Annotated in this window: 22 protein-coding genes, 2 pseudogenes and 1 riboswitch; of the genes and pseudogenes, 10 read left to right on the top strand and 14 right to left on the bottom strand. The window is 61.3% G+C overall.

Annotated features, from left to right (window positions below):
• Window positions 1-32 precede the first annotated feature (32 nt).
• A complete protein-coding gene (locus FBY02_RS11965) occupies window positions 33-1388 on the bottom strand; it encodes a tryptophan--tRNA ligase (protein ID WP_144927657.1) in 1356 nt (451 codons plus the stop codon).
• 24 nt (window positions 1389-1412) lie between these two features.
• Window positions 1413-2042, bottom strand: a complete 630-nt coding sequence (locus FBY02_RS11960) for an alpha/beta hydrolase (RefSeq protein ID WP_144927839.1) — start codon at window positions 2040-2042, stop codon at window positions 1413-1415.
• A gap of 148 nt (window positions 2043-2190) precedes the next feature.
• On the opposite strand from FBY02_RS11960, the gene FBY02_RS11955 reads away from it, so the two are divergent.
• On the top strand, window positions 2191-2625 hold the full coding sequence (locus FBY02_RS11955; RefSeq protein WP_144927655.1) for a YhcB family protein: 435 nt from the start codon (window positions 2191-2193) through the stop codon (window positions 2623-2625).
• A gap of 94 nt (window positions 2626-2719) precedes the next feature.
• Here FBY02_RS11955 and FBY02_RS11950 read toward each other — a convergent pair whose 3' ends face one another.
• The 5 genes from FBY02_RS11950 to FBY02_RS11930 all read right to left on the bottom strand — a co-directional run bounded on the left by FBY02_RS11950 (window position 2720) and on the right by FBY02_RS11930 (window position 11506).
• On the bottom strand, window positions 2720-3220 hold the full coding sequence (locus FBY02_RS11950) for a methylated-DNA--[protein]-cysteine S-methyltransferase (protein ID WP_144927653.1): 501 nt from the start codon (window positions 3218-3220) through the stop codon (window positions 2720-2722).
• Between the two features lie 57 nt (window positions 3221-3277).
• Window positions 3278-6013, bottom strand: a complete 2736-nt coding sequence (locus tag FBY02_RS11945; RefSeq protein ID WP_144927650.1) for a LuxR C-terminal-related transcriptional regulator — start codon at window positions 6011-6013, stop codon at window positions 3278-3280.
• A gap of 227 nt (window positions 6014-6240) precedes the next feature.
• Window positions 6241-7605 carry a DUF1329 domain-containing protein gene (locus FBY02_RS11940; protein ID WP_047701372.1) on the bottom strand — a complete coding sequence of 455 codons (1365 nt, stop codon included), beginning with the start codon at window positions 7603-7605 and terminating at the stop codon, window positions 6241-6243.
• A gap of 25 nt (window positions 7606-7630) precedes the next feature.
• Window positions 7631-9490, bottom strand: a complete 1860-nt coding sequence (locus FBY02_RS11935; protein WP_144927647.1) for a DUF1302 domain-containing protein — start codon at window positions 9488-9490, stop codon at window positions 7631-7633.
• A 333-nt stretch (window positions 9491-9823) separates the two neighbouring features.
• On the bottom strand, window positions 9824-11506 hold the full coding sequence (locus tag FBY02_RS11930) for a fatty acid--CoA ligase (protein WP_144927645.1): 1683 nt from the start codon (window positions 11504-11506) through the stop codon (window positions 9824-9826).
• Between the two features lie 384 nt (window positions 11507-11890).
• On the opposite strand from FBY02_RS11930, the pseudogene FBY02_RS11925 reads away from it, so the two are divergent.
• Window positions 11891-12374 (top strand): annotated as a pseudogene (locus FBY02_RS11925) (glycosyltransferase family 2 protein); the annotation flags it as partial.
• Window positions 12371-12988: a CatB-related O-acetyltransferase gene (locus tag FBY02_RS11920; protein WP_144927642.1), complete on the top strand. Its 618-nt coding sequence runs from the start codon at window positions 12371-12373 to the stop codon at window positions 12986-12988. The pseudogene FBY02_RS11925 and the gene FBY02_RS11920, both read left to right, overlap by 4 nt.
• A gap of 42 nt (window positions 12989-13030) precedes the next feature.
• Here the strand turns inward: FBY02_RS11920 and FBY02_RS11915 are convergent, their stop codons facing one another.
• Window positions 13031-13660 carry a LysE family translocator gene (locus FBY02_RS11915; protein WP_144927639.1) on the bottom strand — a complete coding sequence of 210 codons (630 nt, stop codon included), beginning with the start codon at window positions 13658-13660 and terminating at the stop codon, window positions 13031-13033.
• A 127-nt stretch (window positions 13661-13787) separates the two neighbouring features.
• On the opposite strand from FBY02_RS11915, the gene FBY02_RS11910 reads away from it, so the two are divergent.
• The 3 genes from FBY02_RS11910 to FBY02_RS11900 all read left to right on the top strand — a co-directional run bounded on the left by FBY02_RS11910 (window position 13788) and on the right by FBY02_RS11900 (window position 16618).
• On the top strand, window positions 13788-14753 hold the full coding sequence (locus FBY02_RS11910; RefSeq protein ID WP_144927636.1) for a 2-hydroxyacid dehydrogenase: 966 nt from the start codon (window positions 13788-13790) through the stop codon (window positions 14751-14753).
• Between the two features lie 33 nt (window positions 14754-14786).
• Window positions 14787-15785: a class I SAM-dependent methyltransferase gene (locus tag FBY02_RS11905; protein WP_144927633.1), complete on the top strand. Its 999-nt coding sequence runs from the start codon at window positions 14787-14789 to the stop codon at window positions 15783-15785.
• A gap of 51 nt (window positions 15786-15836) precedes the next feature.
• Window positions 15837-15955, top strand: a riboswitch (yybP-ykoY riboswitch).
• A gap of 93 nt (window positions 15956-16048) precedes the next feature.
• Entirely contained in the window at window positions 16049-16618 is a 570-nt protein-coding gene (locus FBY02_RS11900; protein ID WP_178111837.1) for a TMEM165/GDT1 family protein, read from the top strand.
• An 86-nt stretch (window positions 16619-16704) separates the two neighbouring features.
• Here FBY02_RS11900 and FBY02_RS11895 read toward each other — a convergent pair whose 3' ends face one another.
• Window positions 16705-17520, bottom strand: a complete 816-nt coding sequence (locus FBY02_RS11895; RefSeq protein ID WP_144927627.1) for a M48 family metallopeptidase — start codon at window positions 17518-17520, stop codon at window positions 16705-16707.
• A gap of 216 nt (window positions 17521-17736) precedes the next feature.
• Between FBY02_RS11895 and FBY02_RS28765 the strand changes: the two are divergent.
• Window positions 17737-19017, top strand: a pseudogene (locus tag FBY02_RS28765) (HAMP domain-containing protein); the annotation flags it as partial.
• A 15-nt stretch (window positions 19018-19032) separates the two neighbouring features.
• The gene (locus tag FBY02_RS28760) at window positions 19033-19875 is read left to right on the top strand and encodes a methyl-accepting chemotaxis protein (RefSeq protein ID WP_371921418.1); all 843 of its coding nucleotides are present in this window, start codon (window positions 19033-19035) and stop codon (window positions 19873-19875) included.
• Window positions 19876-20052: 177 nt separating this feature from the next.
• On the opposite strand, the gene FBY02_RS11885 is transcribed toward FBY02_RS28760, so the two are convergent.
• The 3 genes from FBY02_RS11885 to FBY02_RS11875 are packed head-to-tail and all read right to left on the bottom strand — an operon-like array spanning window position 20053 to window position 21167.
• A complete protein-coding gene (locus FBY02_RS11885) occupies window positions 20053-20676 on the bottom strand; it encodes an SOS response-associated peptidase (RefSeq protein ID WP_144927621.1) in 624 nt (207 codons plus the stop codon).
• A 35-nt stretch (window positions 20677-20711) separates the two neighbouring features.
• Entirely contained in the window at window positions 20712-20972 is a 261-nt protein-coding gene (locus FBY02_RS11880; RefSeq protein ID WP_144927618.1) for a putative signal transducing protein, read from the bottom strand.
• Window positions 20973-20984: 12 nt separating this feature from the next.
• Window positions 20985-21167, bottom strand: coding sequence for a CPXCG motif-containing cysteine-rich protein (locus tag FBY02_RS11875; RefSeq protein WP_144927615.1), 183 nt, complete (start codon window positions 21165-21167; stop codon window positions 20985-20987).
• Between the two features lie 140 nt (window positions 21168-21307).
• Between FBY02_RS11875 and FBY02_RS11870 the strand changes: the two genes are divergently transcribed.
• Window positions 21308-22474, top strand: coding sequence for a 1-acyl-sn-glycerol-3-phosphate acyltransferase (locus FBY02_RS11870; protein WP_144927612.1), 1167 nt, complete (start codon window positions 21308-21310; stop codon window positions 22472-22474).
• 70 nt (window positions 22475-22544) lie between these two features.
• Here the strand turns inward: FBY02_RS11870 and FBY02_RS11865 are convergent, their stop codons facing one another.
• Window positions 22545-22829: a hypothetical protein gene (locus tag FBY02_RS11865; protein WP_144927608.1), complete on the bottom strand. Its 285-nt coding sequence runs from the start codon at window positions 22827-22829 to the stop codon at window positions 22545-22547.
• Window positions 22830-23008: 179 nt separating this feature from the next.
• Between FBY02_RS11865 and FBY02_RS11860 the strand changes: the two genes are divergently transcribed.
• A complete protein-coding gene (locus FBY02_RS11860; protein ID WP_041020607.1) occupies window positions 23009-23215 on the top strand; it encodes a hypothetical protein in 207 nt (68 codons plus the stop codon).
• Between the two features lie 125 nt (window positions 23216-23340).
• On the opposite strand, the gene FBY02_RS11855 is transcribed toward FBY02_RS11860, so the two are convergent.
• Window positions 23341-23925 (bottom strand): YajG family lipoprotein, encoded by a 585-nt coding sequence (locus FBY02_RS11855; protein WP_047701387.1) that lies wholly within the window; start codon window positions 23923-23925, stop codon window positions 23341-23343.
• Window positions 23926-23958 lie beyond the last annotated feature (33 nt).

The raw sequence follows: 23958 nt of genomic DNA, 5'->3' as shown, positions 1-23958 counted from the left end.
CAATCGGCCCTTATCCGAGTCGTGCCGCTGATTTATTCCTGGGCTGGCTTCAGCGCAGTGTGCAACGCCTCAATAGCAGCGTCCCTTGCCGCACTGTCGGCGAATACCGGGCTTTCACCTATATACTCACCGAGCATCCAGACACGAAAGCCACGTTCTTCACTGTGTACTTCATACACTTCGCCAAGTTGCAGGACTTTGGTCACTCGACCAGCCGTCTTGCCATCTTCAAAACGACTCGACAAGAGCAGTTCTTCTCCATCCGCTGACAATAGCCGGAAGCGGAAACTGCCGTCCTCTTCGCGAAAGCTGACGAAGCGCGCAGCCTTGGCAGCTTTCTTCTTCGTGCTGGCCGCCACCTGGACCTGGCTGACGAACGAACGCAGGCCAACGGCTTCACGCAGTTCGTTGAGGAACGGCGTCGCCACCGCGCGGGCTTTTTTCGCGCCCAACTGCAGGATGTCTTCGAGGTCCGACGGACGCTCGATCAACTGGTGATAACGCTCGCGGGCTTCACCCAGCTCGCTGTCGAGCAACTGGAACAGACGATTCTTCGCTTCGCCCCAACCCAGGCCCTGCAACAGCTCGCTGCGGAATTCGGCTGACTGGGCCGGGGTGGCGAAGGCCTGGAACAGCGTGAACAGGTGCGAGTTATCCGGATCCTTCGCTTCGCCCGGGGCACGGGAGTCGGTGACGATCCGCGAAATCGCGTCCTTCATGTCCTTGGCGCTGCTGAACAACGGAATGGTGTTGTCGTAGCTCTTGGACATCTTGCGGCCATCGAGCCCCGGCAGCGTGGCGACGCTTTCTTCGATCAGCGCTTCGGGCATGGTGAAAAACTCCTTGCCCTGGCCAAACAGGTGGTTGAAGCGCTGGCCGATATCCCGGGCCATTTCCACGTGCTGGATCTGGTCGCGACCGACCGGCACCTTGTGGGCATTGAACATCAGGATGTCAGCGGCCATCAGTACCGGGTAGCTGTACAGGCCCATGGTGATGCCGGCATCCGGGTCTTCGCCGGTCTCGACGTTCTTGTCCACCGACGCCTTGTAGGCATGGGCGCGATTGAGCAGGCCCTTGGCGGCGACGCAGGTCAGCAGCCAGGTCAGTTCCGGGATCTCGGGGATATCGGACTGGCGATAAAAGGTCACGCGGTCCACGTCCAGGCCGCCGGCCAGCCAGGTCGCGGCGATTTCCAGGCGCGAACGCTGGATGCGTAGCGGGTCATCGCATTTGATCAGGGCGTGGTAGTCGGCCAGGAAGTAGAACGAATCGGCATTGCTGTCGCGGCTGGCGAGAATCGCCGGGCGGATGGCGCCGGCGTAGTTGCCCAGGTGCGGTGTGCCAGTGGTGGTGATACCGGTCAGGATACGGGTACGAGTCGTCATGGATTATCGCTTGTCAGACTGCTGTCAATTCGAAAGACGCGGCAGGAGCAGATCCTTGAGATCGGTCAGCTTGCCATGAAAAAAGTGCCCGCATTCTGCCACTTTCAGCAGCTCATGGGGACGTTGGAGCGCATCGGACCAATCGTAGACCAGTTGGGGATCGACGACTTCATCATTTTCCGGTTGGATCACCGTCAATTCGCCACGCATCGCCAAAGGCGACTGATCGTCCAGGCGCATCACCGCCGGGGCCACCATGAACAGGTGCTTGAGCGATTGCTCCTGGGCTTCGAGCCGCCCACCCAGGCTGGCAGCGACGAAACCGCCGAAGGAAAACCCGAAGAGGCTCAAGGGCAGTTGCGGGTGTTTTTCCCGCAGCCACGCTGCGGCGGCCTCGGCGTCGTCTACTTCACCAGTCCCCATGTCATGGCTACCGGCACTCGCGCCTACACCACGATAATTGAAACGCAATGTGACCAGGCCGGCATCCCGGGCTGTGCGTTGCAGGGTCGAGACCACCTTATTGAGCATGGTCCCGCCCTGCACCGGGTTCGGGTGGCAGATCAGCGCCAGGCCACGGGGCGCCTCGCTGTCCAGGTACAAGGCTTCCAGTTGGCCCACCGGGCCTTCGATGACTACAGGGGTTTCGCGCATAAGCAAGGGAAAGAACTCCGTGACCCCGAATAGGGTCGACTCGTCTAGCTAAAAGTCTGTGCCTGGCATGATTGCGATGTTCTTCGCGGTATACAGCGCAGGTCCGAGCCGTTAACGTAAAGCAAAGCCGTTTATAGAGGAAGGACTCGTGGAACACTCGCTCTTAGTTTGGTTGTTGCCGACTCTTGCCCTGGTTGCCGGTGTCGCCATTGGATTCCTGCTTGCCCGACTGCTGCCCAACGCGGTGCCCAACAGCACGCAACGTCAGCTGGACGACATTCAGGAACGTTTCGACAGTTATCAGAATGAGGTGGTCACCCACTTCAACGCCACCGCTTCTCTGGTGAAGAAACTCACCCAGAGCTACCAGGATGTTCAGGATCATTTGTCCGAGGGCGCCAATCGCCTGGCCCTGGACGAACAGACTCGCCAGCGCCTGCTGGCCGCCCTGCACGCCGACTCGGCGCAGGCTCCACGGGAACGCCTGACCCCACCAAGGGACCAGGAGCCACCTCGGGACTACGCGCCCAAGACCCCGAATTCGCCCGGCATGCTCGATGAGCATTACGGTTTGAAAAAGTAAGCTGCAAGCCACACCTGAAGCCCGCCCGATTCTGTGATCGGGCGGGCTTTTTCATGGGCACAGGTTTTCCATCGGTGAGGCCTGTCCGTTGAGGTCAGAACGCCAATTGAAGGCTCTGCTGACCTTCGAGGCTAAGCAGCAATTGCTTGGCTGCCAGCCCGCCGGCGAAACCGGTGAGGTTGCCGGAAGTACCGATGACGCGGTGGCACGGAGCAATGATCGAAATAGGATTCCGGCCGTTGGCTGCGCCCACCGCCCGAACAGCGGTCGGCTGGCCGATCTGGATGGCAATGTCGCGGTAACTGTGGGTCTCGCCGAAGGGAATGGTCAGCAATGCCTGCCAGACCCGTTTCTGGAAATCAGTGCCGGCGAAGTCCAGTTCCAGCTCGAAACGGCGCCGCTGGCCGGCGAAATATTCCATCAGTTGACGCTCGGTTTCCTGGAGCACCGGATGATGGATGTCTTCCTCCAAGGGCCCCAGGCGCACACGGTTGAGTCGCTCGTTTTCCCACAGGATGGCGGCGAGTCTTGCGTCCCGGGCGACGAGGATCAGTTGGCCGACCGGAGATTGGATGGTTTTGTACCGGGGTAACATCGAGTCCTTCCTTTACGGGCTGGCTTTTGTGGCGGATGGTTCTGCAGCGCTGGACGCTCAGCCCAACAACCCCAGCTCCTTCGCCCTCGCCACGGCCTGGGTGCGACGCTCCACGCCAAGCTTGCTGTTGATATGGCTGGCGTGGGTCTTGACGGTGTGCAGCGAGATGAACAGCTGCTCGCTGATTTCCTGGTTGGAACAGCCCTGAGCAATCAGTTGCAGCACCGCCCGTTCGCGGCTGCTGAGGCTTTCGACAGGTGCCGGGGAGTCGGCCGGTTGCGTCGACGTCGGCAGGCGTTCGAGCAGATTCTGGCACAAGGCGCTGGGGGGTGCGTGCAGCAATTGCTCGCGCAGCCATTCACGATGTTCGTCGCCCAGCAGCCATTCGAACGGTTGCAGCACTCCGCCGTCAGCGGCTTCGAAAGCCTGGGCCAGGGTACTGCGGGCCGCCGGCTCGCGGCCAAGGCTCAGCAACAAGGCGACTTTCTGGTTGAGGGCCATCACGCTGAGCATTTGCCGGCCGGTTTGCTGGCCGTGTTCAAGCAGGGCATTGAGCCGCCCTTCCGCCAGCATCGGTTGGCCCAGGATGGATTCCAGCAGCGCCTGTTGCAACTCGACATGCAGCGGCAGTTGCGGGTGGAACTCCGGCGGAGCAGCGGCCTGTTCGCCGGTGTAGGTTCGCCCCAGCCGCGCCAACCAGGCTTCAGCCAGTTCGGTGCGGCCCTGGGCCAGCCAGAGCTCGCATTTGACCAGGGTGATCATCGCCAGGTAATAGATCGGCGGAACATCCCAGATGTGCATCAGGCGCTCGGCTTCGGCCAGTTCGGCAAAGGCTCGGGCGAACTCGCCATGGCTGCCTTCGATACGGGCGATCACGCAATGCCCCAGCAGCACGCTGATGTCGCGGCAGGCACGTGCTTCGGTAAGGCCGGCCTGCAACCGCGCCAACCCGGCCTGGGGTTGCATGCGCAGGGTCAGCAGGAAACCCTCGTACAGGGTCAAGCGTGCCCGTACCGCATAAAGCCGCTGGGGCGAGAGCCCGTGCAAACGTTGCAAGCCCTGGCGCACTTCATCCAGCGCCCGCAGGATCTCTCCCCGCGCCTGCAGGACCCGGGCGCGATCGTAGTGGGCCAGGGCTTCGAACAAGGGGTTGCCGACCCGCTGCGCCAGTTCCAGGGAGTCGCGGTTCAAGCCACGGGCGCGCCACAGGTCACCGTCGGCAATCGCCAGGTTCGACAGCGTGGACAGGCACATCAAGCGTTGGCCGTAGCGTTTTTGCGGCAGGCTTTCCAGGGCTTCGGTGCAATAACGTACCGTGGCTTCACGGTCCCCACGGCCACGGGCGACGATCCCGCTCAGGGCCAGCCATTGGGCAAGCATGGATTTCTGCGCGGTGGCCGACGGTGCCGGCAGGAAGCGGCTCAGGTGGGCGGCCAGTTCTTCGGCGGCATCCAGCTGACAGGCCAGACCCAGCGCCCAGCTGTAGAGCACGATCAACCTTGGGGTGCTGATGAGCAGGCTATCGGGCAAGTCCATCTTCCAGCGCAGCAACATGCCGACGTTCTGCTCGGCCAGCAGTTGCTCTTCCGAAAGGGTCTGCACCAGGTTCGCCGCCACATCCAGGTGCCCGGCCCGCAACGCCTGCTCCACGGCTTCATCGATCAGGCCCTGGGCGTTGAACCAGCGGCAGGCGCGCAAGTGCAGGGTCGCGGCCGGCACCATGGCCGGTGCGCTGGGGCGGCTGCGCAACAGATCGGAGAACAAGTGGTGATAGCGATACCAGTGACCGTGTTCGTCCAGGGGCACCAGGAATACCTGATGGGCCGCCAGGTATTGCAGGATTTCGGCGCTGTCATGGGCTTCGCGCACCGCATCGCACAGTTCGCTGCAAAAACGATCCTGTGGCGCGGTGTCGTAGAGAAAGGCCTGCACCTCGGCAGGCAGGCAATCGATGACTTCTTCGAGCAGATAATCGCGGATCAACCCTTCCCCACCGTGCAGCGCCTGGGGCAGCCGGCCCTCGGAACCGGCTTCGGAGGCGGCCAGCAACCAGAAACGCAGCCCGGCGACCCAGCCTTCGCTGCGCTGGATGAGGTTTTCCAGCGCTTCACCACGCAACGAGCTGCTGTGGTGCTCGAGCAGTGTCAGGGCTTCGCCATGGGTCAGGCGCAGGTCCTGTTCATTCAGCTCGAGCAATTGCCGCGACAGGCGCAGGCGCGCCAGATGCCAGTTCGGCCGCTGGCGACTGGTGACCAGCACCAGCAAGCCGTCGGGCAGGTGGTTGAGGAAAAACTGCAGGCAACGATCCAGTACGGGGCCTTGGGCCAGGTGGTAATCGTCGAGCACCAGCAGCAAGGGGTTGCGCAGCGTCAGGTGGCTGGTCAACTCATCCAGCAGGCCGTCGAGCCACTCTTCGAACGCGAAGGGTTGGTGACGCTGACGCATCTTCAGCAGCCCCGCTGCCCGGCCGCCCAACTGTGGAAAGAGCGCCTGGAGCCCTTCGAGCAGCCGCTCCAGGAAACGTCCCGGATCATTGTCCCGGGCGTTGAGTCCCAACCAGAGGTTTTGCCAATGGACCGGCAGGCTCTGGCAGAACTCCACTGCCAGGGAGCTTTTGCCGAACCCCGCCGGCGCACTGACCAACAGCAGTCGACCGCCAAGCCCCGCACTCAAACGCTCGCACAACCGCGGTCGCACGACATGCCCGTCGGGCAGCGGCGGTCGGTAGAAGCGCCCGTCCTGTACTGCGATGGCTGCGCGGGCAGAATCCGGTAGTGAAGACAGATCGGTCATGGCCGGCTCTTGTTTAAATGCAGATGGCGGCGTTGCAGATGTCCGCAGACTAGCTGTAAACGAAGAGGTATTGAAGGGAGTGCTACAAATGGCTACAAAAAGACTACAAATCGACTGAGTCTGCAAACTCCGCTTTGTGGCGAGGGGCAGTGTTCGCAGCACAAAAACAAACGCCCCGAACCAGTCGGGGCGTTTATTCGAGGATGCGGCCTCGGGGTAAAGCGGTTTTAGCGGATACCGTCCTGGCGCAGCGCGTTCGGCGTGAAGTCTGCCGTGGTAGCGGTGAAGCCGAAATCGTAGGCCGATTTCTCTTCGTTTTTCATGCCCAGGGCCAGGTAGCGGCCGGACTGCAGGTCGTAGAGGGTTTCCAGGGCGTACCACGGCACTTGCTTGTCGTAGTAGTTCTCGGCATGGGCCTCGGCAACGCGCCACAGCTGGCCACGACCGTCGTAATGGTCGATCACCGCCGCCTGCCAGGTGTCTTCGTCGATGAAGAAATCGCGCTTGGCGTAGATGTGGCGCTGGCCTTCCTTCAGGGTCGCGGTCACATGCCAGACCCGGCGCAACTCATAGCGCGCCAGGTCCTGGTTGATGTGACCGGCCTTGAGGATGTCGGCGTACTTGAGTTGCGGCGAATCGATCTTGTAGCTGTTGGCGGCAATGTACAGCTCTTTCTTGCCTTCCAGCTTCCAGTCGTAGCGATCCGGCGCACCGTTGTACATGTCCAGGTTGTCGGAGGTACGCAGGCCGTCGGCAGCGGTACCCGGACCGTCATAGGAGACCTGTGGCGCACGACGCACCCGACGCTGGCCGGCGTTGTAGACCCAGGCCGAACGCGGTTCCTTCACCTGGTCGAGGGTTTCGTGCACCAGCAGCACACCACCGGCCAGGCGTGCCGGCGCGGTCACTTGCTGCTTGAAGTAGAACAGGATGTTGCCGGGGTTGGCCGGATCGAAATCCTTCATCTTGTCGCGGAACACGAACTGGTCACGGAAGTACACCAGGCTGTAGGAGCCGTTGGGTTGCGGCGTGGCCTGGGTCACCAGGCGCGTCACGCTGCCGCCACGATAGCGGGTGATGTGGTTCCAGATCACTTCGACGCCGCTCTGGGGGATCGGGAACGGTATGGCCGTCTCGAAATTCTCCAGTCCGTTGCCGCCGGAGACCAGCTTGGTGTTGACCGCGTTCTTCTTGATGGAGGCGAATACCTCGTCCGGCACGGTGGCGCCACGATGGGTCGGATAGACCGGCATCTTGAAGGTTTCCGGGTAGCGCTTGAACATCGCGTACTGGCCCGGCGCGAGCTTGTCCTTGTACTGCTCGACGTTCTGCGCGGTGATGGTGAACAGCGGTTTCTCGCTGGCATAGGGGTCGGCGAGGAATCCCTTGCTGTCCACGCTACCGGCATTCTTCGCCATGGGCTTCCAGGCGGAAATCGAACCGTCGGCATTACCGGCCATCTCGGCGCCCATCGGCGTCAGGCTCTTGCCCAGTTTGTCGGCCTCGCCCGCAGGCACCGCGGCCATGACGCTGGCCGCCAGCAGGGACAATCCCAGTGCGCCGACCTGCAACAGACTCTTGGTTATTTTCATTGTGTGTCGTCCTGAAATACGGTGCTTAGAAGGTCACGCCGACGCTGAGCGCCAGGAAGTCGCGATCGTCCACGGTGCTGAAGTCGCCACCAAAGAAGTTGGTGTAGGCCAGGCTCGCGTTGTAGGTGTTCTGGTACTCGGCATCCAGCCCGAGGCTGACGGCCTTGCGGCCTTCCTCGAAGTTGCCGCCAGGACCCGGCGAGTAGCCTTTGACGTCATGGGACCAGGCCACGTTGGGCTTGAGGTTCACGCCGGCGAAGACATCCGGGTATTCCCAGATGGCCCGCGCACGGTAGCCCCAGGAGGTGGAGGTGGTGAAGCCGTCGTTGTTGCAGTTGCTGTTGACGTTGCCGGCAGTCTGGCCGCCGCCTGCGGCGGTCGAGGCGTTGAGCGCTTCGCAGGTGCCGTTTGGCAATTGACCCGGCCCGAACACGGGATCACGACCGTAGCGGGCTTCAGATTTGCTTTCCAAGCCGCCGACATGCGTCACACCAATTTCACCCACCAGGGTCAAACGACTGGCGCCCATGACCTGATCGAGGAAATGGGTAAAGGTAGTCTGGAATTGAGTGATCTCTTTGCGACGATAGCCATGCAGATCCTGGCCTGGCACCCCCGTAAGCACCGAGGCGTTAGCCAACGGCCCTCCGATCGGACGGACACCAGCGAAAAGAATGTCAGTGGTGCTCAATTGCACCGGCGCATTCGGGCGATAGCTCAGTTCGCCGCTCCACGCGGTGCCGGTAGGCAGGGTCGTGGAGAAACTCAGGCCGTAAAGGCGGATATCTTCTGGGTACTCAACGAAGTAATTGGAGCTCCCTGCGACGATCAGAGGCCGTAGCGCCGCCAATGGTCCCAGAGGAGTCGTGTAGAACTGTGAAGGCGCTCCTGTGGCACTGAAAATCGGTGCCCGGCTGTGGTAGTTCATGAAGTACGCACCGAACTCGGTATCCAGTGGTTCGAACATATACTTCATGGACGCGCCCCATTGGCCGCTATCACGAGCGTCCCGATCAGGACCACGGCGGACCAGGACACCCTCTTCGTTGACATCCACGCCGAACGCGCCCAGTGCCGGCAAGGCAGCACCCGGAATCGTGGAACGCTTGTTCAACACCCGCAGATTATCCGTACACCCATCGGCAATCACATCCGGCTGGGAAAAGAACGTCCCGCAGTTATCGACAACCGTCTGGTCCCACTCCAGCTGATAGAACGCTTCGGCCGACAGGTTATCGGTCAGGCTCTGGGACACATAGAACATGTTGACCGGGATCAGGCCTTCCTTGATCTCGGCACCGGGACGACGGAACGCGGACACGTCGACCGGGTTGATGGAGTTGATGCCGCCCTGGATGAAGGTACTTTCACCCCAGCTGACCACCTGCTTGCCCAAGCGAACGGAGCCCGGCTGATCGGCAATGGCATAGTTGTGGTAGACAAAGGCATCGAGAATCTGCCCGCCGGAGGACTTGGCGCCTTCCTTACGGTTGCTGTCGCTGATGTCCTTGTACAGGCGATTCTCATCCTTGAGTTCGAAGTCGTACCAATACTTGCCCCGCACGAACACACCGGTATCGCCGTACTTCAGTTCAAGGTCATGAATGCCCTTGAAGATCTTCGAGAAGGTTTCCCCGCGCTTGAAATTCAAGTGACCGTCATCGGAGGTCTGGGACAGGCCCCTGCCACCATTGTTGACACCGATCAGGTCCTTGTTGGCATTGGCCGTGGACCAGCTCGCCCCCACCGACAGGGAGGAATCGAACTGGCCCTCGATTTCACCGATGTTGAAACTGACGCCGAATGCAGGCCCGGCGAGCGAAGAGGCGAGGCTGACCGCCAGAGGCAATTTTGCCCGGCGCCAGAACGTGTTTGCAGAGGTCATTCGACGCTACTCCATGTTCTTTATTGTTATGGCAGGGGGTATTTTCAAGGAACGTCTTCGACGGCCAGCGGCAGGGTTGCGGCACTCATTCAAAGTCGCATCGCCCGTTCGTGCAGGTGCCCTATTCTTGAAAATCCTTGAGCGGACTATAGCCAGCAGGTAGTACGGCTTGATCCCTCTAAAGTGTGATTTGCAGCCCCCGACCACTCTGGAACAGTCCCTTGCCAGGCCGACACCTGTCGGCACGGCAAGGATGGCTGAAATTTGCGGTTTGACAAGGCAAGCGCTTGCTCGGTGGGGCTGCCGCGCCCTTTCGGGCACGGCAGGACCACCTCAAAGCGTGGACAGGAAGGCGCTGTTGTTGCTCTGCCATTCGGCGATGTCGACGCGGATGCGTTTCTTGTCGAGCTTGCCGACGCTGGTCTTGGGAATTTCCGTAACAAGGGCGATCTGGCTCGGGATCGCCCACTTGCTCAGGTGTCCCTGTTCGACAAAAGGCTTGAGATGTTCCTTGAGCTCGCGAGCCCCGACCTGATGCCCGTCGTGAATCACCAGCAGGGCAAACGGGCGCTCGCCCCACTGCGGATCGGGAATGCCCACCACTGCTACTTCGCGTACCGCCACGTGACGGCTGATGAGGTCTTCCAGGTCCAGGGACGAGACCCACTCGCCCCCCGTCTTGATCACGTCCTTGATACGGTCGCGGATGTCGATAAAGCCCATGCTGTCCAGCGTGGCGACATCGCCGGTATGCAGCCAGCCGCCGGCCCAGAGCTCGGCACCCTTCTGCGGTTCGTTGAAATAGCCTTCGGTGAGCCAAGGCGCGCGCAGCACCAATTCGCCCTGGGTCTCGCCATCGGCAGGCAGGAACCGGCCTTCGGCATCGACGATAGCCGCCTCCACCAAGGGGCCCGGCACACCGGCCTTGATCCGATAGCTGATGCGTTCGTCCTCGCTACCGGCCATCAATTCCTCGTTGAGGTGAGCGCAGGACACCAACGGGCCGGTTTCCGACATGCCATAGGCGGCGGTGAGCTGGATCCCCCTGGCCTTGGCCGCTTCGTACAGGCTGCGATTCAGGGCGCTGCCGCCGATGACGATTTTCCAGCCGCCGAAATCGGTGTCCTGGGCACCCTTGGCGTTGAGCACCATCTGCAGGATGGTCGGTACGCAATGGGAAAAACTGACCTTCTCCTTGCGCCACAACTGAACCAGAAGCTCGGGGTCGTAGCGGCCCGGATAGACCTGCTTGAGACCGAGCATGGTTGCCACGTACGGCAGGCCCCAGGCATGGACATGAAACATCGGCGTGATCGGCATGTACACATCATTGGTGCCCAGCAAGCGCACGCTGTCGACAGCGCCCATGATGGTCGCCTCTCCAAGGGAGTGCAGCACCAGTTGCCGGTGCGTGAAGTAGACGCCCTTGGGATTGCCCGTGGTACCGGTGGTATAGAAGGTCGTGGCGACGGAGTTCTCGTCGAAGTCCTGGAAGTCGTAGACCGGGCTGGCAGCCGCCAGCAACTGCTCGTATTCGCCCACCAGGTTGGGCAGCTCGGCGGTTTTCTCCGGCAGGTCGGTCAGCAGCAGGGTCTTCTCCACCGTGGTCAGGTGTCCGGCAATGGCTTGGTACAACCCGACGAACTCGCTGTTGACCAGCACGAAGCGGTCCTCGGCGTGGTTCATGGTGTAGACAATCTGCTCGGGTGAGAGCCGCACGTTGATGGTGTGGATCACTGCGCCGATCATCGGAATTGCGAACATGCATTCCAGGTAGCGATGGCTGTCCCAGTCCATCACCGCCACGGTATCGCCCGCCTTGACCCCGGCCACGGTCAGCACGTTGGCCAACCGCGCCACCCGTTCTATCAATGTCGGATAGCTGTAGCGCAACTGGTCACGGTAGACGATCTCGCGGGTTTTCTCGTAACGCACACCGGACATCAGCAGCCGCTTGATCAGCAGTGGATATTGATAAGCGCCTTCGGCGGGAGGAATAACGCGAGTCTGCAACATAAGAATCCTTTTCTGACTGCATGGTCGTGACTGGAGGTAAGCACTCTAGAGGGCTTATACACGGTTCAAATCAGCCAAAGGAATGATTTATTCATCGCACCAATAGTAGCCTTGAGCCACTCCAGATGGGATTTATCGCAATGCCATACCAAGCCTTGCCAGGACTGGATCCAAAGGCGAGCATAAGTGTCAGTCCTGTTACAAACAACGGTGGCGGATGAACCTGAAAGGGCCATCCAGATGCTGCCCTTCAGTTGCGAATCCCAATGAATACTGAACCGCCTGCGCAGCAAGCCCCTGAAGCGTCGACACCGCCGCTGGTGTCGATCGTGGCCCCTTGCTACAACGCCGAAAAATACCTGGAAGAAGCGATGCATAGTCTCTTTGCAGGAACAACAGCGAGAGCATGTCCAGGTATATACCTTCGATGACATCCTGCGCTGCCGTGATCGGCGCGCCGACGGCGCTGTATCGGATGAGCGCACTGCGTGAGGCCGGATTCTATGATCCCCGGTTGCGGGTCCAGGATTTCCAGATCACCCTGCGGATCGCCCATCGGGGTTACGAAATCCATGAAATTCCCATCTGTGTTACGCGGTATCGACGTCACCCCAATAACCTGTCGAGAAAGTACCGGTTGATGCTCGAAGCAGACCTGCAAGCCATCGAACCCTATCGAGACTATCCCGCCTACGAGTCGGCCCGCACGGTGCTGGTGCACAAGGCGCTGAAATACGCGGTGATCGAAGACCGGAAGGAGGCCTGGCAATTGCTGCGCAGTATTCCATGGCGCCACCTGAACAAAACCAGCTTCAAGCGATTCAAGAGGCTGCTCCTGCCACGCTTCACGATAAGGTCCCGGCCATGAAACTTCTGCAAAAACTCAAGGAGCGCAAGGTCCGCAAGCACCTCAAGCGTTTGGAAAAGCTGGAACGATCACCCGAAAAGATTCGCCTGCGCTATCCGAAATACCAGATCGGAGTGGGCACCTATGGCATTCCCGAAGTGACCGAGTTCGGTGACGACACGGTGCTCAAGGTCGGCTCCTACACATCGATTGCCCAAGGCGTGAAAATCCTGCTGGGGGGTGGGCATCGCATGGACTGGGTCAGCACGTTCCCGTTCCCGTTGATGATCGACGAGGCCAGGCATATTTCCGGCAGCAACCCGACCAAGGGCGACGTGGTGATAGGCAGCGATTGCTGGATCTGCGCCGAGGCGATGATCCTATCCGGCGTGACCATCGGCCACGGGGCCGTGGTCGCCGCCGGAGCGGTAGTCACCCGCGATGTCGAGCCTTACGCCGTTGTCGGCGGCAACCCGTGTCGATTCATTCGCTGGCGCTTCGAAGAACCGGTACGGCGGGCGCTATTGGAATCGGCCTGGTGGGAATGGCCGGTGGAGGAGGTCAAGGCAGTGTCAGCGTTGCTGTGCAGCGATAACATCGAGGCCTTCCTGGACTATGCCCGCCAACGTCCCTGATCGTTACCCTTTCAGGCGTAACGATCAGGATAGAACCGACGGTCAATGCGCTTCGGTAAACGCTAGCTTCACACCGATGGCAACCAGTACCGCGCCCATGGTCCGATCGAACCAGTGCCCCATGCGGGCGAAACCGGCGCGCACTCGCTGCTGGCTGAACAACATGGCCACCAGGCAGAACCAGGCAGCCGTTGCGGCCGCCAGGTACACACCGTAACCGGCCTGAATCGCCAGCGGCGTATGGGGGTTGATCACCACGGTGAACAGCGACAGGAAGAACAGCGTCGCCTTGGGGTTCAGGCCATTGGTGACGAAGCCCGAGGTGAATGCGCCGCGAGCGGTCCGTTCACCGGCTTCCTTGTGCAGCTTTTCTTCGCTCGGCTTGGCCGGTTGCGCACGCAACGCCTTGAAGCCGATATACAGCAGGTACGCGGCGGCGGCCCATTTCAGCGCGTTGAACAACACGATGGACTGCGACACGATCAGCCCAATGCCCAACAGCGAATAGCCTACGTGCAGGAAAATCGCCGTGCCGACGCCCAGCGCCGTCCAGGTCCCGGCGCGGCGGCCATGGGTCACGCTTTCGCGCACCACCACGGCAAAGTCCGGCCCGGGGCTGGCAACCGCCAGCAGGTGGATCAGGGCGACAGTGAGGAATTCAGCGAGGTACATGGCGGGCTCCTTCTTATTCAATCTCGAACGTGTGGCGAGGGGATTTATCCCCTCGCCACACGGCTGCAATTCATCTGGTAGGCTCGCCACCTTACGCCTTCGGCTTCTGACACAAAAGGTACAGTTGATGACAAACCACGTCCGCGCCGTTTTTCTCGACCATCCTTCCCTGGACCTCGGCGACCTGGATCTGACCCCGCTGCGCAATGGCTTCGATGAACTGCAACTGTTTGCCCGAACCACCCCGGACCAGGTGATCGAACGACTCAAGGGCGCCACCGTGGCGATCACCAACAAGATCGTGATCGATGCCGCCGCTATGGCCGCCAGCCCCGAATTGAAGTTGATCCTGATCAGCGCCACCGGCACCAACAACGTCGACCTTGCGGCCGCTCGCCATCACGGCATCACGGTGTGCAACTGCCAGGGCTACGGTACGCCATCGGTCGCCCAGCATACGATCATGCTGTTGCTGAACCTGGCGACGCGGCTGGCCGATTATCAGAAGGCGGTGAGCGACGGGCGTTGGCAACAGGCTTCACAATTCTGTCTGCTGGACTACCCCATCGTCGAACTGCAAGGCAAGACCCTGGGCCTGCTGGGCCACGGCGAACTGGGCAGTGCCGTCGGGCGGCTGGCGGAAGCCTTCGGCATGCGCGTGCTGTTGGGACAGATCCCCGGACGTCCTGCTCGCCCTGACCGCTTGCCGCTGGATCAGCTGTTGTCGCAAGTCGATGCCCTGACCCTGCACTGCCCCCTCAATGAGCACACCCGCCACTTCATCGGCATGCGTGAACTGGCGCTGCTCAAGCCCGGCGCTTTCGTGATCAACACTGCCCGTGGCGGCCTGATCGATGAAAAGGCCCTGGCTGATGCCCTGCGCAGCGGTCATCTGGGTGGCGCGGCCACCGACGTGCTGAGCGTGGAGCCGCCGACCCAGGGCAATCCGCTGCTGGACGGCGATATTCCCCGCCTGATCATCACGCCTCACAACGCCTGGGGCAGCCGCGAGGCGCGACAACGGATCGTTGGCCAACTGACGGAAAACGCCCACGGTTTTTTCAGCGGTACAGCGCGACGGGTCGTCAGTTGATAAACTGCCGCACTTTTTTTCAAGGAGCAGCCCATGGATCCGCGCAGTGAAGTACTGCTTCGTCAGCCCGAACTATTCCAGGGCCCGGTCCTGCTGGCCGGCCTGCCCGCCGACGACCTGCTCGGCCGCTTGCCCGACGCTCATGGCTGGTGCTGGCACGCCGGCGATCAGGCCGCACTGGACGCCCGCTTCCCCGAGCGCAGCCACTTTGGCGTAGACGTCCCCTCCCGTGGGTTCGACAGCGCAGTGGTGTTCCTGCCCAAGGCCAAGGACCTGACGGACTACATCCTCAATGCCGTGGCTTCACGCCTGGCCGGTCGCGAGGTGTATCTGGTAGGGGAAAAGCGCAGCGGCATCGAAGGTGCTTCCAAGCAGCTCAACCCGTTCGGTAAACCGCGCAAACTCGACAGCGCGCGGCATTGCCAACTGTGGCAGGTCACCGTCGCCAACGCGCCAGAGGCCAAGCCCCTGGAAAGCCTGGCCCAGACCTACGAGCTGCCCCTGGAGGAAGGCCTTCTGAAGGTCATCAGCCTGCCAGGAGTGTTCAGCCACGGTCGCCTGGATCGTGGCAGTGCACTGCTGCTGGAACATTTGGACAAACTGCCCAGCGGCCATCTGCTGGACTTCGGTTGCGGTGCCGGTGTACTCGGGGCGGCCGTCAAGCGTCGTTATCCGCACAACACCGTCACCCTGCTGGATGTGGACGCTTTCGCCGCCGCCAGCAGTCGCCTGACCCTGGCCGCCAACGGCCTCGAGGCCGAGGTGCTGACCGGTGACGGTATCGATGCCGCGCCGATGGGCCTGAATGCGATCCTGAGCAATCCTCCGTTCCATGTCGGCGTCCATACCGATTACTACGCGACGGAAAACCTGCTGCGAAAAGCGGCCAAACATCTGAAAAATGGTGGGGAGTTGCGCCTGGTTGCGAACAGTTTCCTCAAATACCAACCGCTGATCGAAGAGCATCTGGGCGCGTGCACCATCAAGGCCGAGGGCCAGGGCTTTCGCATCTACCGGGCCAAGCGCGGTTGAAAGCTTTTTAAGGCGCAGCACTTGCCCAATCGGATTTGCCTAGGCAGAATCCGCAGCGTCCTAGGGGAGTAGTCTCCCGCGAGCGCCCTGCTCGCCCGGCATACGTCAACATACTTGGTCGGCAGACCATGGCGTATGCGGCCCAAGCGTCCGGAACCGGTCGCAGGGTTTGACAAGACCTATGACACGCACACCTTACCCGGGGCGGGGAGGCTGTACGTGTCATAGCCGTGTCGACCCGCCCCTCTAGGAATCACCTGATGCTGGACTCTTTCCTCGTACCCACCACCATCGTTGCGCTGGCCGAAATCGGCGACAAGACCCAATTGCTCGCGCTCGTCCTTGCGGCTCGCTTTCGCAAACCCTGGCCGATCATCGCCGGCATTGTCGCCGCGACCCTGGCCAACCATGCGGCAGCAGGAGCCGTGGGGGCCTGGGTGGGCAGTATTTTCTCGGATGCGGTGTTGCACTGGATCCTGGCAGCGAGCTTCGCCGCCACGGCGCTGTGGACCCTGGTTCCCGACAAGCTGGATGACGAAGAAGCCAGTACCGCGCGCAAGTTCGGCCCCTTCCTGACCACGCTGATCGCATTCTTCCTGGCGGAAATCGGCGACAAGACCCAGATCGCCACTGTGATGCTCGCCGCGCAGTACCCGGAGTTGTGGCTCGTGATCATCGGTACCACCGTAGGCATGCTGATTGCCAACGTGCCAGTGGTATTGGCCGGCAATTTCGCCGCCGACAAGCTGCCCCTGACTCTGATCCGCCGCCTGGCCGCCTCGGCATTCTTCATCCTGGCGATTGTGGCGGTGTACAAGGCGCTTTGCGCCTAGCTGCAAGCTGCAAGCTGCAAGCCTCAAGTAAAAGCAGTTCTGCTTCGCTTGTAGCTTGTAGCTTGTAGTTGCCAGCCCAGCTGGCTCTACTTCCTGGCTTGCTGGTAAAGCGGCATCACCTTTGGAATCGCCGCCTGCAACGAAGCGATCCGGCTGCTGGACGCAGGGTGAGTGCTCATGAACTCCGGTGGCGCACCTTCCGAGGCCTTGCTCATCTTGTTCCACAAGGTGATGGCGGCGTTCGGGTTGTAGCCGGCGCGGGCAGCCAGTTCGAGGCCGATAAGGTCGGCTTCGTTCTCGTTGGCACGGCTGTTGGGCAAGGTCATGCCATAGTTGGCCACGGTGTCGGCCAGCGCCAGGCTGTCCTGACCCAGGCCGAACAAGGCACCGGCGCCCTGCTTGGCCATCTCGATGCCGTAGGCCTTGGACATCGCTTCACGGCCGTGCTCGCGCAGGGCGTGGGCGATTTCATGACCCATGACCGCGGCGATCTCATCGTCGGTCAGCTTCAGCGAGTCGATCAGCCCGGTGTAGAAAATGATCTTGCCGCCGGGGCCGCAGTTGGCATTGAGCTCGTCACTCTTGATCAGGTTCACTTCCCACTTCCACTGCGCCGAGTCCGGGCGGAACACCGGGGCCTGGGCAATCAATCGGTCGGCAATGGCCTGGACGCGCCTGGCTTCGCTGCTGGTCTTGTCCAGCACACCCTGGGTGCTCGCCTCGCCTACGGTCTTCTGATAGGACTGGGCGTACATCTGGTTGACCTCATCGGTCGACAACATGCTGAACATGTACTGCTTGCGCTCCACGCCCACGGCGCCGCCGCTGGTGGTATTCACCGATTGGCAACCGGCAAGCAACAGGCTCGTGCCGAGGACACTCACCATCAACGTCTTGTGCATATAAAAGCTCCCTGGAAACGTGGTCGTATCCTATGCGGTGATTTGTATCGGCGCCAGATAAACAACGATGGATTACAGGTATTTCGGATAGACCCTACCCCACACCATTAGCGACTCTCACGATTCCAAAACAGTCACCCGACGAACAGCGCCTCATGCAGGGCCCTATGAACGCCGATACAAACTTCAGACGTCATTTCCGCGTCCGGAGCCTTTATGAAATTCAAGTCGATCCAGTTTTCCGTGGCCGCCCTGGCCGGCGCCATCGTGCTCAGCGTGGTCGGGGCCCTGGTCTTGTACGCGCTGTTCGCCGGGGCCCGCACCCAGGACATGGTGCAGCAACGGACCAAGGCGCAGTTCGAACAGCTCATCGAACAGCGCCTCAGCGCCCTGGCCCGCACCCAGGCCAGCCTGATCCAACGGGAACTGGAAGCCCCGCTGCAGCTCGCCAAGGGGCTGGCCACCACGAACGCGCTGATGGGCATGAAGGGCACGGACGGCAGCCCACAGCTGAAGATTGCCCGCGAACAGATGATCAGCCTGCTGCGTGAAACCGTGGTGCGTAATCCGAAGGTCCTTGGCGCCTACATCGCCTGGGAACCGAATGCCATCGACCACGATGACGCCAGCTACGTGAACAGCCCCGTGGTGGGCATGGAAACCAACGGGCGTTTCCTGCCATGGTGGTTCCGCAATCAGGACGGCACCCTGGGCCTGGAAAAACTCGCCGACGTGACGGATCAGAAGTTGCTGTCCACCGGTATCCGCGCCAGCGAGTACTACCTGTGCTCTCAGGACAGCAGAAAAGCCTGCGTCATCGACCCGGCGCCCTACCGCGTCGGCGATACCATGACCATGCTCGCCTCGTTCATCGAGCCGATCCTTATCGACGGCAAGTTTCAGGGCATCGTCGGGGCGGATCTGTCGGTGAACTTCATCCAGGACATGCTCGTGGCCGCCGATGCCAAGCTGTACAACGGCGCCGGGGAGATGGCCCTGCTGTCCAGCAATAACCGGCTGGTGGCCTTCACCAAGGATCCGAGCAAACTCGGGGAGAAGGCCAGCGATCTGCTGGACGCCAGTGAACTGGACAACCTGGCCCGGCTCGGTGTCGGCGAGGTGCGCTACGACATCGATGAAGAGCACGGGCACATCGAGGTGTATATGCCGTTCGGTATCGGTGAGACCAACGCCCGCTGGACGCTGATGCTGCAATTGCCACTGAACGCGGTGATGGCCGACCTGCAAGCACTGCAGAAAGACCTGAACGATCGGCGCCAGTCCGACATTTTCGGCATGGCGATGGTGGGCCTGGCGATTGCAGGTATCGGTTTGCTGGTGATCTGGCTGGTGGGCCATGGCATTGCCCGGCCACTCAAGCAAATGGTGGCAATGCTCGATGACATCGCCCAGGGTGAAGGCGACCTGACCCGTCGCCTGGTGAGTGACCGCGCCGACGAACTCGGCGCGATTGCCAGAGGCTTCAACACCTTCCTGAGCAAGCTGCAGGGGATGATCACCCAGGTGGTGACCTCGGTGCAGAGCGTCAGCGATTCGTCGGAGCACACCGCTGACATCGCGATCCGCACCAACCAGGGCGTGCACAAGCAAATGTCAGAGATCGATCAGGTCGCCACCGCCGTGCACGAGATGACCGCTACGGCCCAGGACGTGGCCCGCAACGCGACGCAGGCTGCCCAGGCCGCCAGTCACGCCGACCAGGCCGCCAGCCAGGGCATGCAGATCGTACGGGATACGTCCAAGTCCATCGGCGCCCTTGCCGTGGAAATCGGCAAGGCGGTAGGCGTGGTGCAGACCCTGGCCAAGGACAGCGAAAACATCAACGCGATTCTCACCGCCATCCGTGGCATCGCCGAACAGACCAATCTGCTGGCCCTCAACGCCGCCATCGAAGCCGCCCGAGCTGGTGAACAGGGTCGCGGATTCGCCGTGGTGGCTGACGAAGTGCGCAACCTGGCGCAAAAGACGCAGCAGGCCACGGAAGAAATCCAGTCGATGATCCAGCAATTGCAGCAGGGTACCCGGGACGTGGTGAGGGTGATGGAAGACAGCCAGCACCGCACCGATGAAAGCGTGCACCATGCGGCAAAAGCGGCCCAGGCCCTGGAAACCATCACCCAGGCGGTGTCGGTGATCAACGACATGAACACCCAGATCGCCAGCGCCGCCGAGGAACAGAGCGCCGTGGCCGATGACATCAACCGCAACGTCATCAACATCGGACAAGTGGCGAACGAAGTGGCGGGCGGCGCGGATGAGTCCAGCGCGGCCAGCGCCAGTTTGACCAAACTGGCGGAGCAGCAGCGGCGGTTGATCAATCAGTTCAGAGTCTAAACAGAGAAACCTTGTGGGAGCGGGCTTGCTCGCGAAGGCGATGTGTCAGGCAATGTGATTTTGTCTGGTCTATTGCATTCGCGAGCAAGCCCGCTCCCACAGGGGGACTGTGGAGGTTCACAGAGTCGGCATTCACCACCGATCCACTGTATAGCGGCAGTAAAGACACCACAGCCCTCAAGCCGGCGTCAGACACTCCGGCCCATTGAGCTTCGGGTCGTTGACCATATTGGCCAACACCCGCTCACGCAATTGCGCCGGTTCGCTTGCCAGCAACCCTTGCAAGATGTGCAGCGGTGTTTCGGGATCGAGCCACAGGCGTTGGCCCTCTTCGTCCAGGATCAGCGGCCTGCGCTGCCCCGCCGCCGGCTGGGTGATGACCGCCGTGCTCAGCCACACCTGTTCCTGCACGGGATACGCTTCCCAGATCGCGGCAAAGCACAACGACGCCCCCTCTCCCGGCGTCAGCCAGTAGGGCCGCTTGCGAGTGCCGCCGCGCCATTCGTAAAAGCCGTTGGCCGGCAGCAGGCAGCGACGCAGGCGCAGTGCTTCACGGAACATCGGCTGCTCGGCCACGGTTTCGGCGCGGGCATGGGCCGGAGTCCGGGACAGGTCGGTCAGCCACGCAGGCGTCAACCCCCAGCGCGCCCGGGCCAGCTCACGCTGCCCCTCGGCACCGGCCCGCAGCATCAGCACCGAATCGTTAGGCGAAATATTCCATTGGGCCTTCTGGTCGGCAGGAAAGCCGGGCAAGGCCGCGAAAGCGGGGTTCCAGCGAAACAGGGCATAACGTCCACACATGGGGCAACACAACTCTTGATCGAACGGTCGTCAGCCTAACAGACCAGCGTGCCAGGAAAGCCCTCCGGTTCATCCCCCGGCACTGGCATCGCGGCATTGTACGCGGCGATGAGCTCCCGCGCGTATTGCGCCTGGTCATCGTCTACCACCAGCCCCAACAGGCCCTGCATCGGCAGTTCTCCAATGCCGCCCACTAGATCGCGCCCCACCAGATGTGCCGTGATGCCCTCGCTGGCGAGCATGCCTTGCAGCAGTTCGCCCTCCATCAGGTTTTCCAGCTCGTAGATTCGTTGCATGGGCGCCCCCCATCAATCGTTTTCGCTGAAGACCTCGAGATGCCACTCCTCGCCATGCACTTGCAGGTTGAAAGTGATCGGTCGACAGCACACCTGACAGTCCTCGATATAGACCTGATCTCCACCCAACAGATCCACAGTCGTCTCGACCTCTTCCCCACAATACGGACAATCATAAAGAGCGGTTTCCAGCATCGCGGTCTCCCAGGTGACTTGTGCGTATAATCGCCGGTCTATTTGCAGGGCTATTTTCGTCTGGCTATCTTCCAGGCCGTGCCCCGTCGTTTTTTTCGAGCGAACCTTTAACTTACCCTAGCCGTTTCCAACAAGAGAGCATGATGGGCGAATTCGATGCCATCCGACCTTACGACGACAGCGAAGTCCCAGCAGTGCTGGCCCGGCTGCTTGGCGACAAGGCGTTTCTAGATATCCTCACCCACTTCCGCTTCCCGCGCCTGGCCGGCGCCTTCGGCTGGATGCTCAAACCTCTTATAGCGCAAAGATTGCGTCGTGAGTTCGCCGGTGTGACGTCGGTCGCCACTTTGCAGGACAAAGTGGAATTCTACGTCGACCATACCATCGAGCGTGCCACCGACGGCGTGACCTATACCGGGGTGGAGCAGTTCAAGTCCGGCAGTGCGTACCTGTTCATCGCCAACCACCGCGACATCGTGATGGACCCGGCCTTCGTCAACTATGCGGTGTACCACGCCGGCCTGCCGACCCCACGTATCGCCATTGGCGACAATCTGCTGCAAAAACCTTTCGTCAGCGACCTGATGCGCCTGAACAAGAGCTTCATCGTGCACCGCTCCATCACCGGACGACGGGAGAAGATGGCGGCCTATCAGCTGCTGTCAGCGTATATCAACCACTCGATCCGCCACGACTGCGCCTCGATCTGGATCGCCCAGGCCGAAGGACGGGCCAAGGATGGCGATGACCGTACCGAATCGGCCATCCTCAAGATGTTCCACATGAGCCGCAAGGACGAGCCGTTCGGCGAGGTCATCCAGTCGCTGAATCTCACACCCGTGTCGATCAGCTACGAATACGACCCATGCGACCAGGCCAAGGCCCGCGAGCTGTACATCCGCGCCACCACCGGCACCTACACCAAGGCACCGGGCGAGGATGACGTGAGCATCGCCAAGGGCATCACCGGCTACAAGGGCCGGGTGCACGTGAACTTCGCCGCGCCGATCACCGAGCTGTTCGAAGACACCAAGCAATTGGCCCAGGAGATGGATCGGCAGATTCTCGGCGGCTACCGCCTGTTCCCGGTGCATTACCTGGCTTACGCCCAATGGACCGATGCCGATCCGCAGTTGCAGGTTCCGCAGGCGGCCGAGGTATTCGACGCCGATGAACTGGCCAAGGCCCAGGAAGAATGGCAACGCCGGTTGGATGCGTGCCCGGCGGAACACCGGCCGTTCCTGATACTGCAATATGCGACGCCGGTGCGTAATCAGTATCGGGTCAAGGCGGGGTTGGCGTTGTAAGCCAACGCAGGGTCCTGTGGCGAGGGGATTTATCCCCTCGCCACAAAAAGCTTCTTTGTCGCCGGTAATCTCAGCTGATCTGCGTGCTGATCCACGACACCAGCAAGGCCAACGCCAGACAGCCAAAACCGAACCGGTAGAAGAACCGGTTCATGCGCTGGGTCGCCAGGTCCAGCAACGCTTCGAAGCGCTCCTCGCCATTACCGCTGCGCGTTTGCAAACTTGCACGCGCCCGCAGTTCGCGGCGGCGCGTCGCATGCAGCACCCAGCCGCCCGGGCAGGCAAACAATAGCGCGAGCAAGTTGATCAATTTGGCGGGGTGGGTAGCGAACAACGAAAGCAGATGCAGCGACATCACAAACCTCAAGCAAAACAGGCGGGACCTTCGGACAGGGCGCGGATTCTACCGAAAGCCCACCGCCCTGCCCCGTTTTTTCCGACCTGTGGGGCTGAGCTAGGGACTACTTTCCCCGTCACGGTTTCGTCATCTGGATAAGCCACCCTGTCGCCCTCCAAACCTGCACGGACCCCGTCATGCTTCACGCCGAAAACCAGGATCGCCTCTATCTCATCACGCCGAGCGACGAACAACAGAACCTCGTCGGCAGCCTGTCTTTCAACGTACAGGACCCACATTGGCTGGTGTATTGCGCCCTCGGTGGTCATCAACATGCCGACCTGCCGGAGACTGACCTGTTGACGGGCATCAGTGTGCTGGAATTGTATTCACAGGCTGCCTGAAACCAATGTGGGAGCGAGCCTGCTCGCGATGAGAGGGTGTCAGTCGACGTCAATGTCGCTGACCCGCCGCTGTCGCGAGCAGGCTCGCTCCCACAGGGGGGTGACTTCCTGGCAGGAACGAAACCTTACTCGGCCAACACCTGCCCGATGGTCGGATCCTTGAACAGCCGGGTCAGAGCGTCGCTCAACACATCGCTGACCAGCTTGGTGTTGGTGTCCTGGTTGGGCGCCATGCCGAAACGCTGGTCCAGGGAAGCCCCATAACGACCGCTGTAACGACGGTTGGCGTTCTGCACATCGGAACGGAAAGTCGCGCCAATGGTGGCTTCGGTCACGTACATGCCTTCCTTGGGCGATTGGTACTTGAGTTCGGCCAGGGTAACGGTCAGCTGTGGCGCATTCATCGCGTTCGCGGTAGGGGTGAAGCCCAGCAGACGCACTGCGGCTTCAGCCTGGGCCTGCAGCTTCGGCAGGATCTGCGCGCCCTGTACCGTGATGACGCTGGTTTCCGGATACAGACCGCCACGGGTACCGAGCGTCGGTGATGGACGGCCGTCCACCACCCGTACCACCACCGGCTGGCCATGACCCACAGGCGCCAGCTGGGCGTTGAGCTTGGGTTCCGGGTTAAGTTGTTGCGGGCTGTGGGCGCAGCCGACAAGGGTCAGACTGGTCACAGCGATCAAACCGAACAACAGGCGTTGCAACATGCTCATCTCTCCAGAATCGGGCACTGACAGACC

It is taken from the genome of Pseudomonas sp. SJZ078, assembly GCF_007828255.1.
Taxonomy (GTDB): domain Bacteria; phylum Pseudomonadota; class Gammaproteobacteria; order Pseudomonadales; family Pseudomonadaceae; genus Aquipseudomonas.
Note: the sequence above shows the minus strand (reverse complement) of the source record. Positions and strands in the feature narration are given on the sequence as shown.

Excerpts from the sequence above, each read along its gene's own strand:
- FBY02_RS11880 (WP_144927618.1), bottom strand. The coding sequence starts at position 20,972 with ATGCAACGAATCTACGAGCTGGAAAACCTGATGGAGGGCGAACTGCTG.
- FBY02_RS11875 (WP_144927615.1), bottom strand. The coding sequence starts at position 21,167 with ATGCTGGAAACCGCTCTTTATGATTGTCCGTATTGTGGGGAAGAGGTC.
- FBY02_RS11960 (WP_144927839.1), bottom strand. The coding sequence starts at position 2,042 with ATGCGCGAAACCCCTGTAGTCATCGAAGGCCCGGTGGGCCAACTGGAA.
- FBY02_RS11905 (WP_144927633.1), top strand. The coding sequence starts at position 14,787 with ATGGATCCGCGCAGTGAAGTACTGCTTCGTCAGCCCGAACTATTCCAG.
- FBY02_RS11865 (WP_144927608.1), bottom strand. The coding sequence starts at position 22,829 with ATGTCGCTGCATCTGCTTTCGTTGTTCGCTACCCACCCCGCCAAATTG.
- FBY02_RS11855 (WP_047701387.1), bottom strand. The coding sequence starts at position 23,925 with ATGTTGCAACGCCTGTTGTTCGGTTTGATCGCTGTGACCAGTCTGACC.
- FBY02_RS11920 (WP_144927642.1), top strand. The coding sequence starts at position 12,371 with ATGAAACTTCTGCAAAAACTCAAGGAGCGCAAGGTCCGCAAGCACCTC.
- FBY02_RS11935 (WP_144927647.1), bottom strand. The coding sequence starts at position 9,490 with ATGACCTCTGCAAACACGTTCTGGCGCCGGGCAAAATTGCCTCTGGCG.
- FBY02_RS11860 (WP_041020607.1), top strand. The coding sequence starts at position 23,009 with ATGCTTCACGCCGAAAACCAGGATCGCCTCTATCTCATCACGCCGAGC.
- FBY02_RS11895 (WP_144927627.1), bottom strand. The coding sequence starts at position 17,520 with ATGCACAAGACGTTGATGGTGAGTGTCCTCGGCACGAGCCTGTTGCTT.
- FBY02_RS11940 (WP_047701372.1), bottom strand. The coding sequence starts at position 7,605 with ATGAAAATAACCAAGAGTCTGTTGCAGGTCGGCGCACTGGGATTGTCC.
- FBY02_RS11945 (WP_144927650.1), bottom strand. The coding sequence starts at position 6,013 with ATGACCGATCTGTCTTCACTACCGGATTCTGCCCGCGCAGCCATCGCA.
- FBY02_RS11885 (WP_144927621.1), bottom strand. The coding sequence starts at position 20,676 with ATGTGTGGACGTTATGCCCTGTTTCGCTGGAACCCCGCTTTCGCGGCC.
- FBY02_RS11915 (WP_144927639.1), bottom strand. The coding sequence starts at position 13,660 with ATGTACCTCGCTGAATTCCTCACTGTCGCCCTGATCCACCTGCTGGCG.
- FBY02_RS11965 (WP_144927657.1), bottom strand. The coding sequence starts at position 1,388 with ATGACGACTCGTACCCGTATCCTGACCGGTATCACCACCACTGGCACA.
- FBY02_RS11930 (WP_144927645.1), bottom strand. The coding sequence starts at position 11,506 with ATGTTGCAGACTCGCGTTATTCCTCCCGCCGAAGGCGCTTATCAATAT.
- FBY02_RS28760 (WP_371921418.1), top strand. The coding sequence starts at position 19,033 with ATGATCACCCAGGTGGTGACCTCGGTGCAGAGCGTCAGCGATTCGTCG.
- FBY02_RS11910 (WP_144927636.1), top strand. The coding sequence starts at position 13,788 with ATGACAAACCACGTCCGCGCCGTTTTTCTCGACCATCCTTCCCTGGAC.
- FBY02_RS11950 (WP_144927653.1), bottom strand. The coding sequence starts at position 3,220 with ATGTTACCCCGGTACAAAACCATCCAATCTCCGGTCGGCCAACTGATC.
- FBY02_RS11870 (WP_144927612.1), top strand. The coding sequence starts at position 21,308 with ATGATGGGCGAATTCGATGCCATCCGACCTTACGACGACAGCGAAGTC.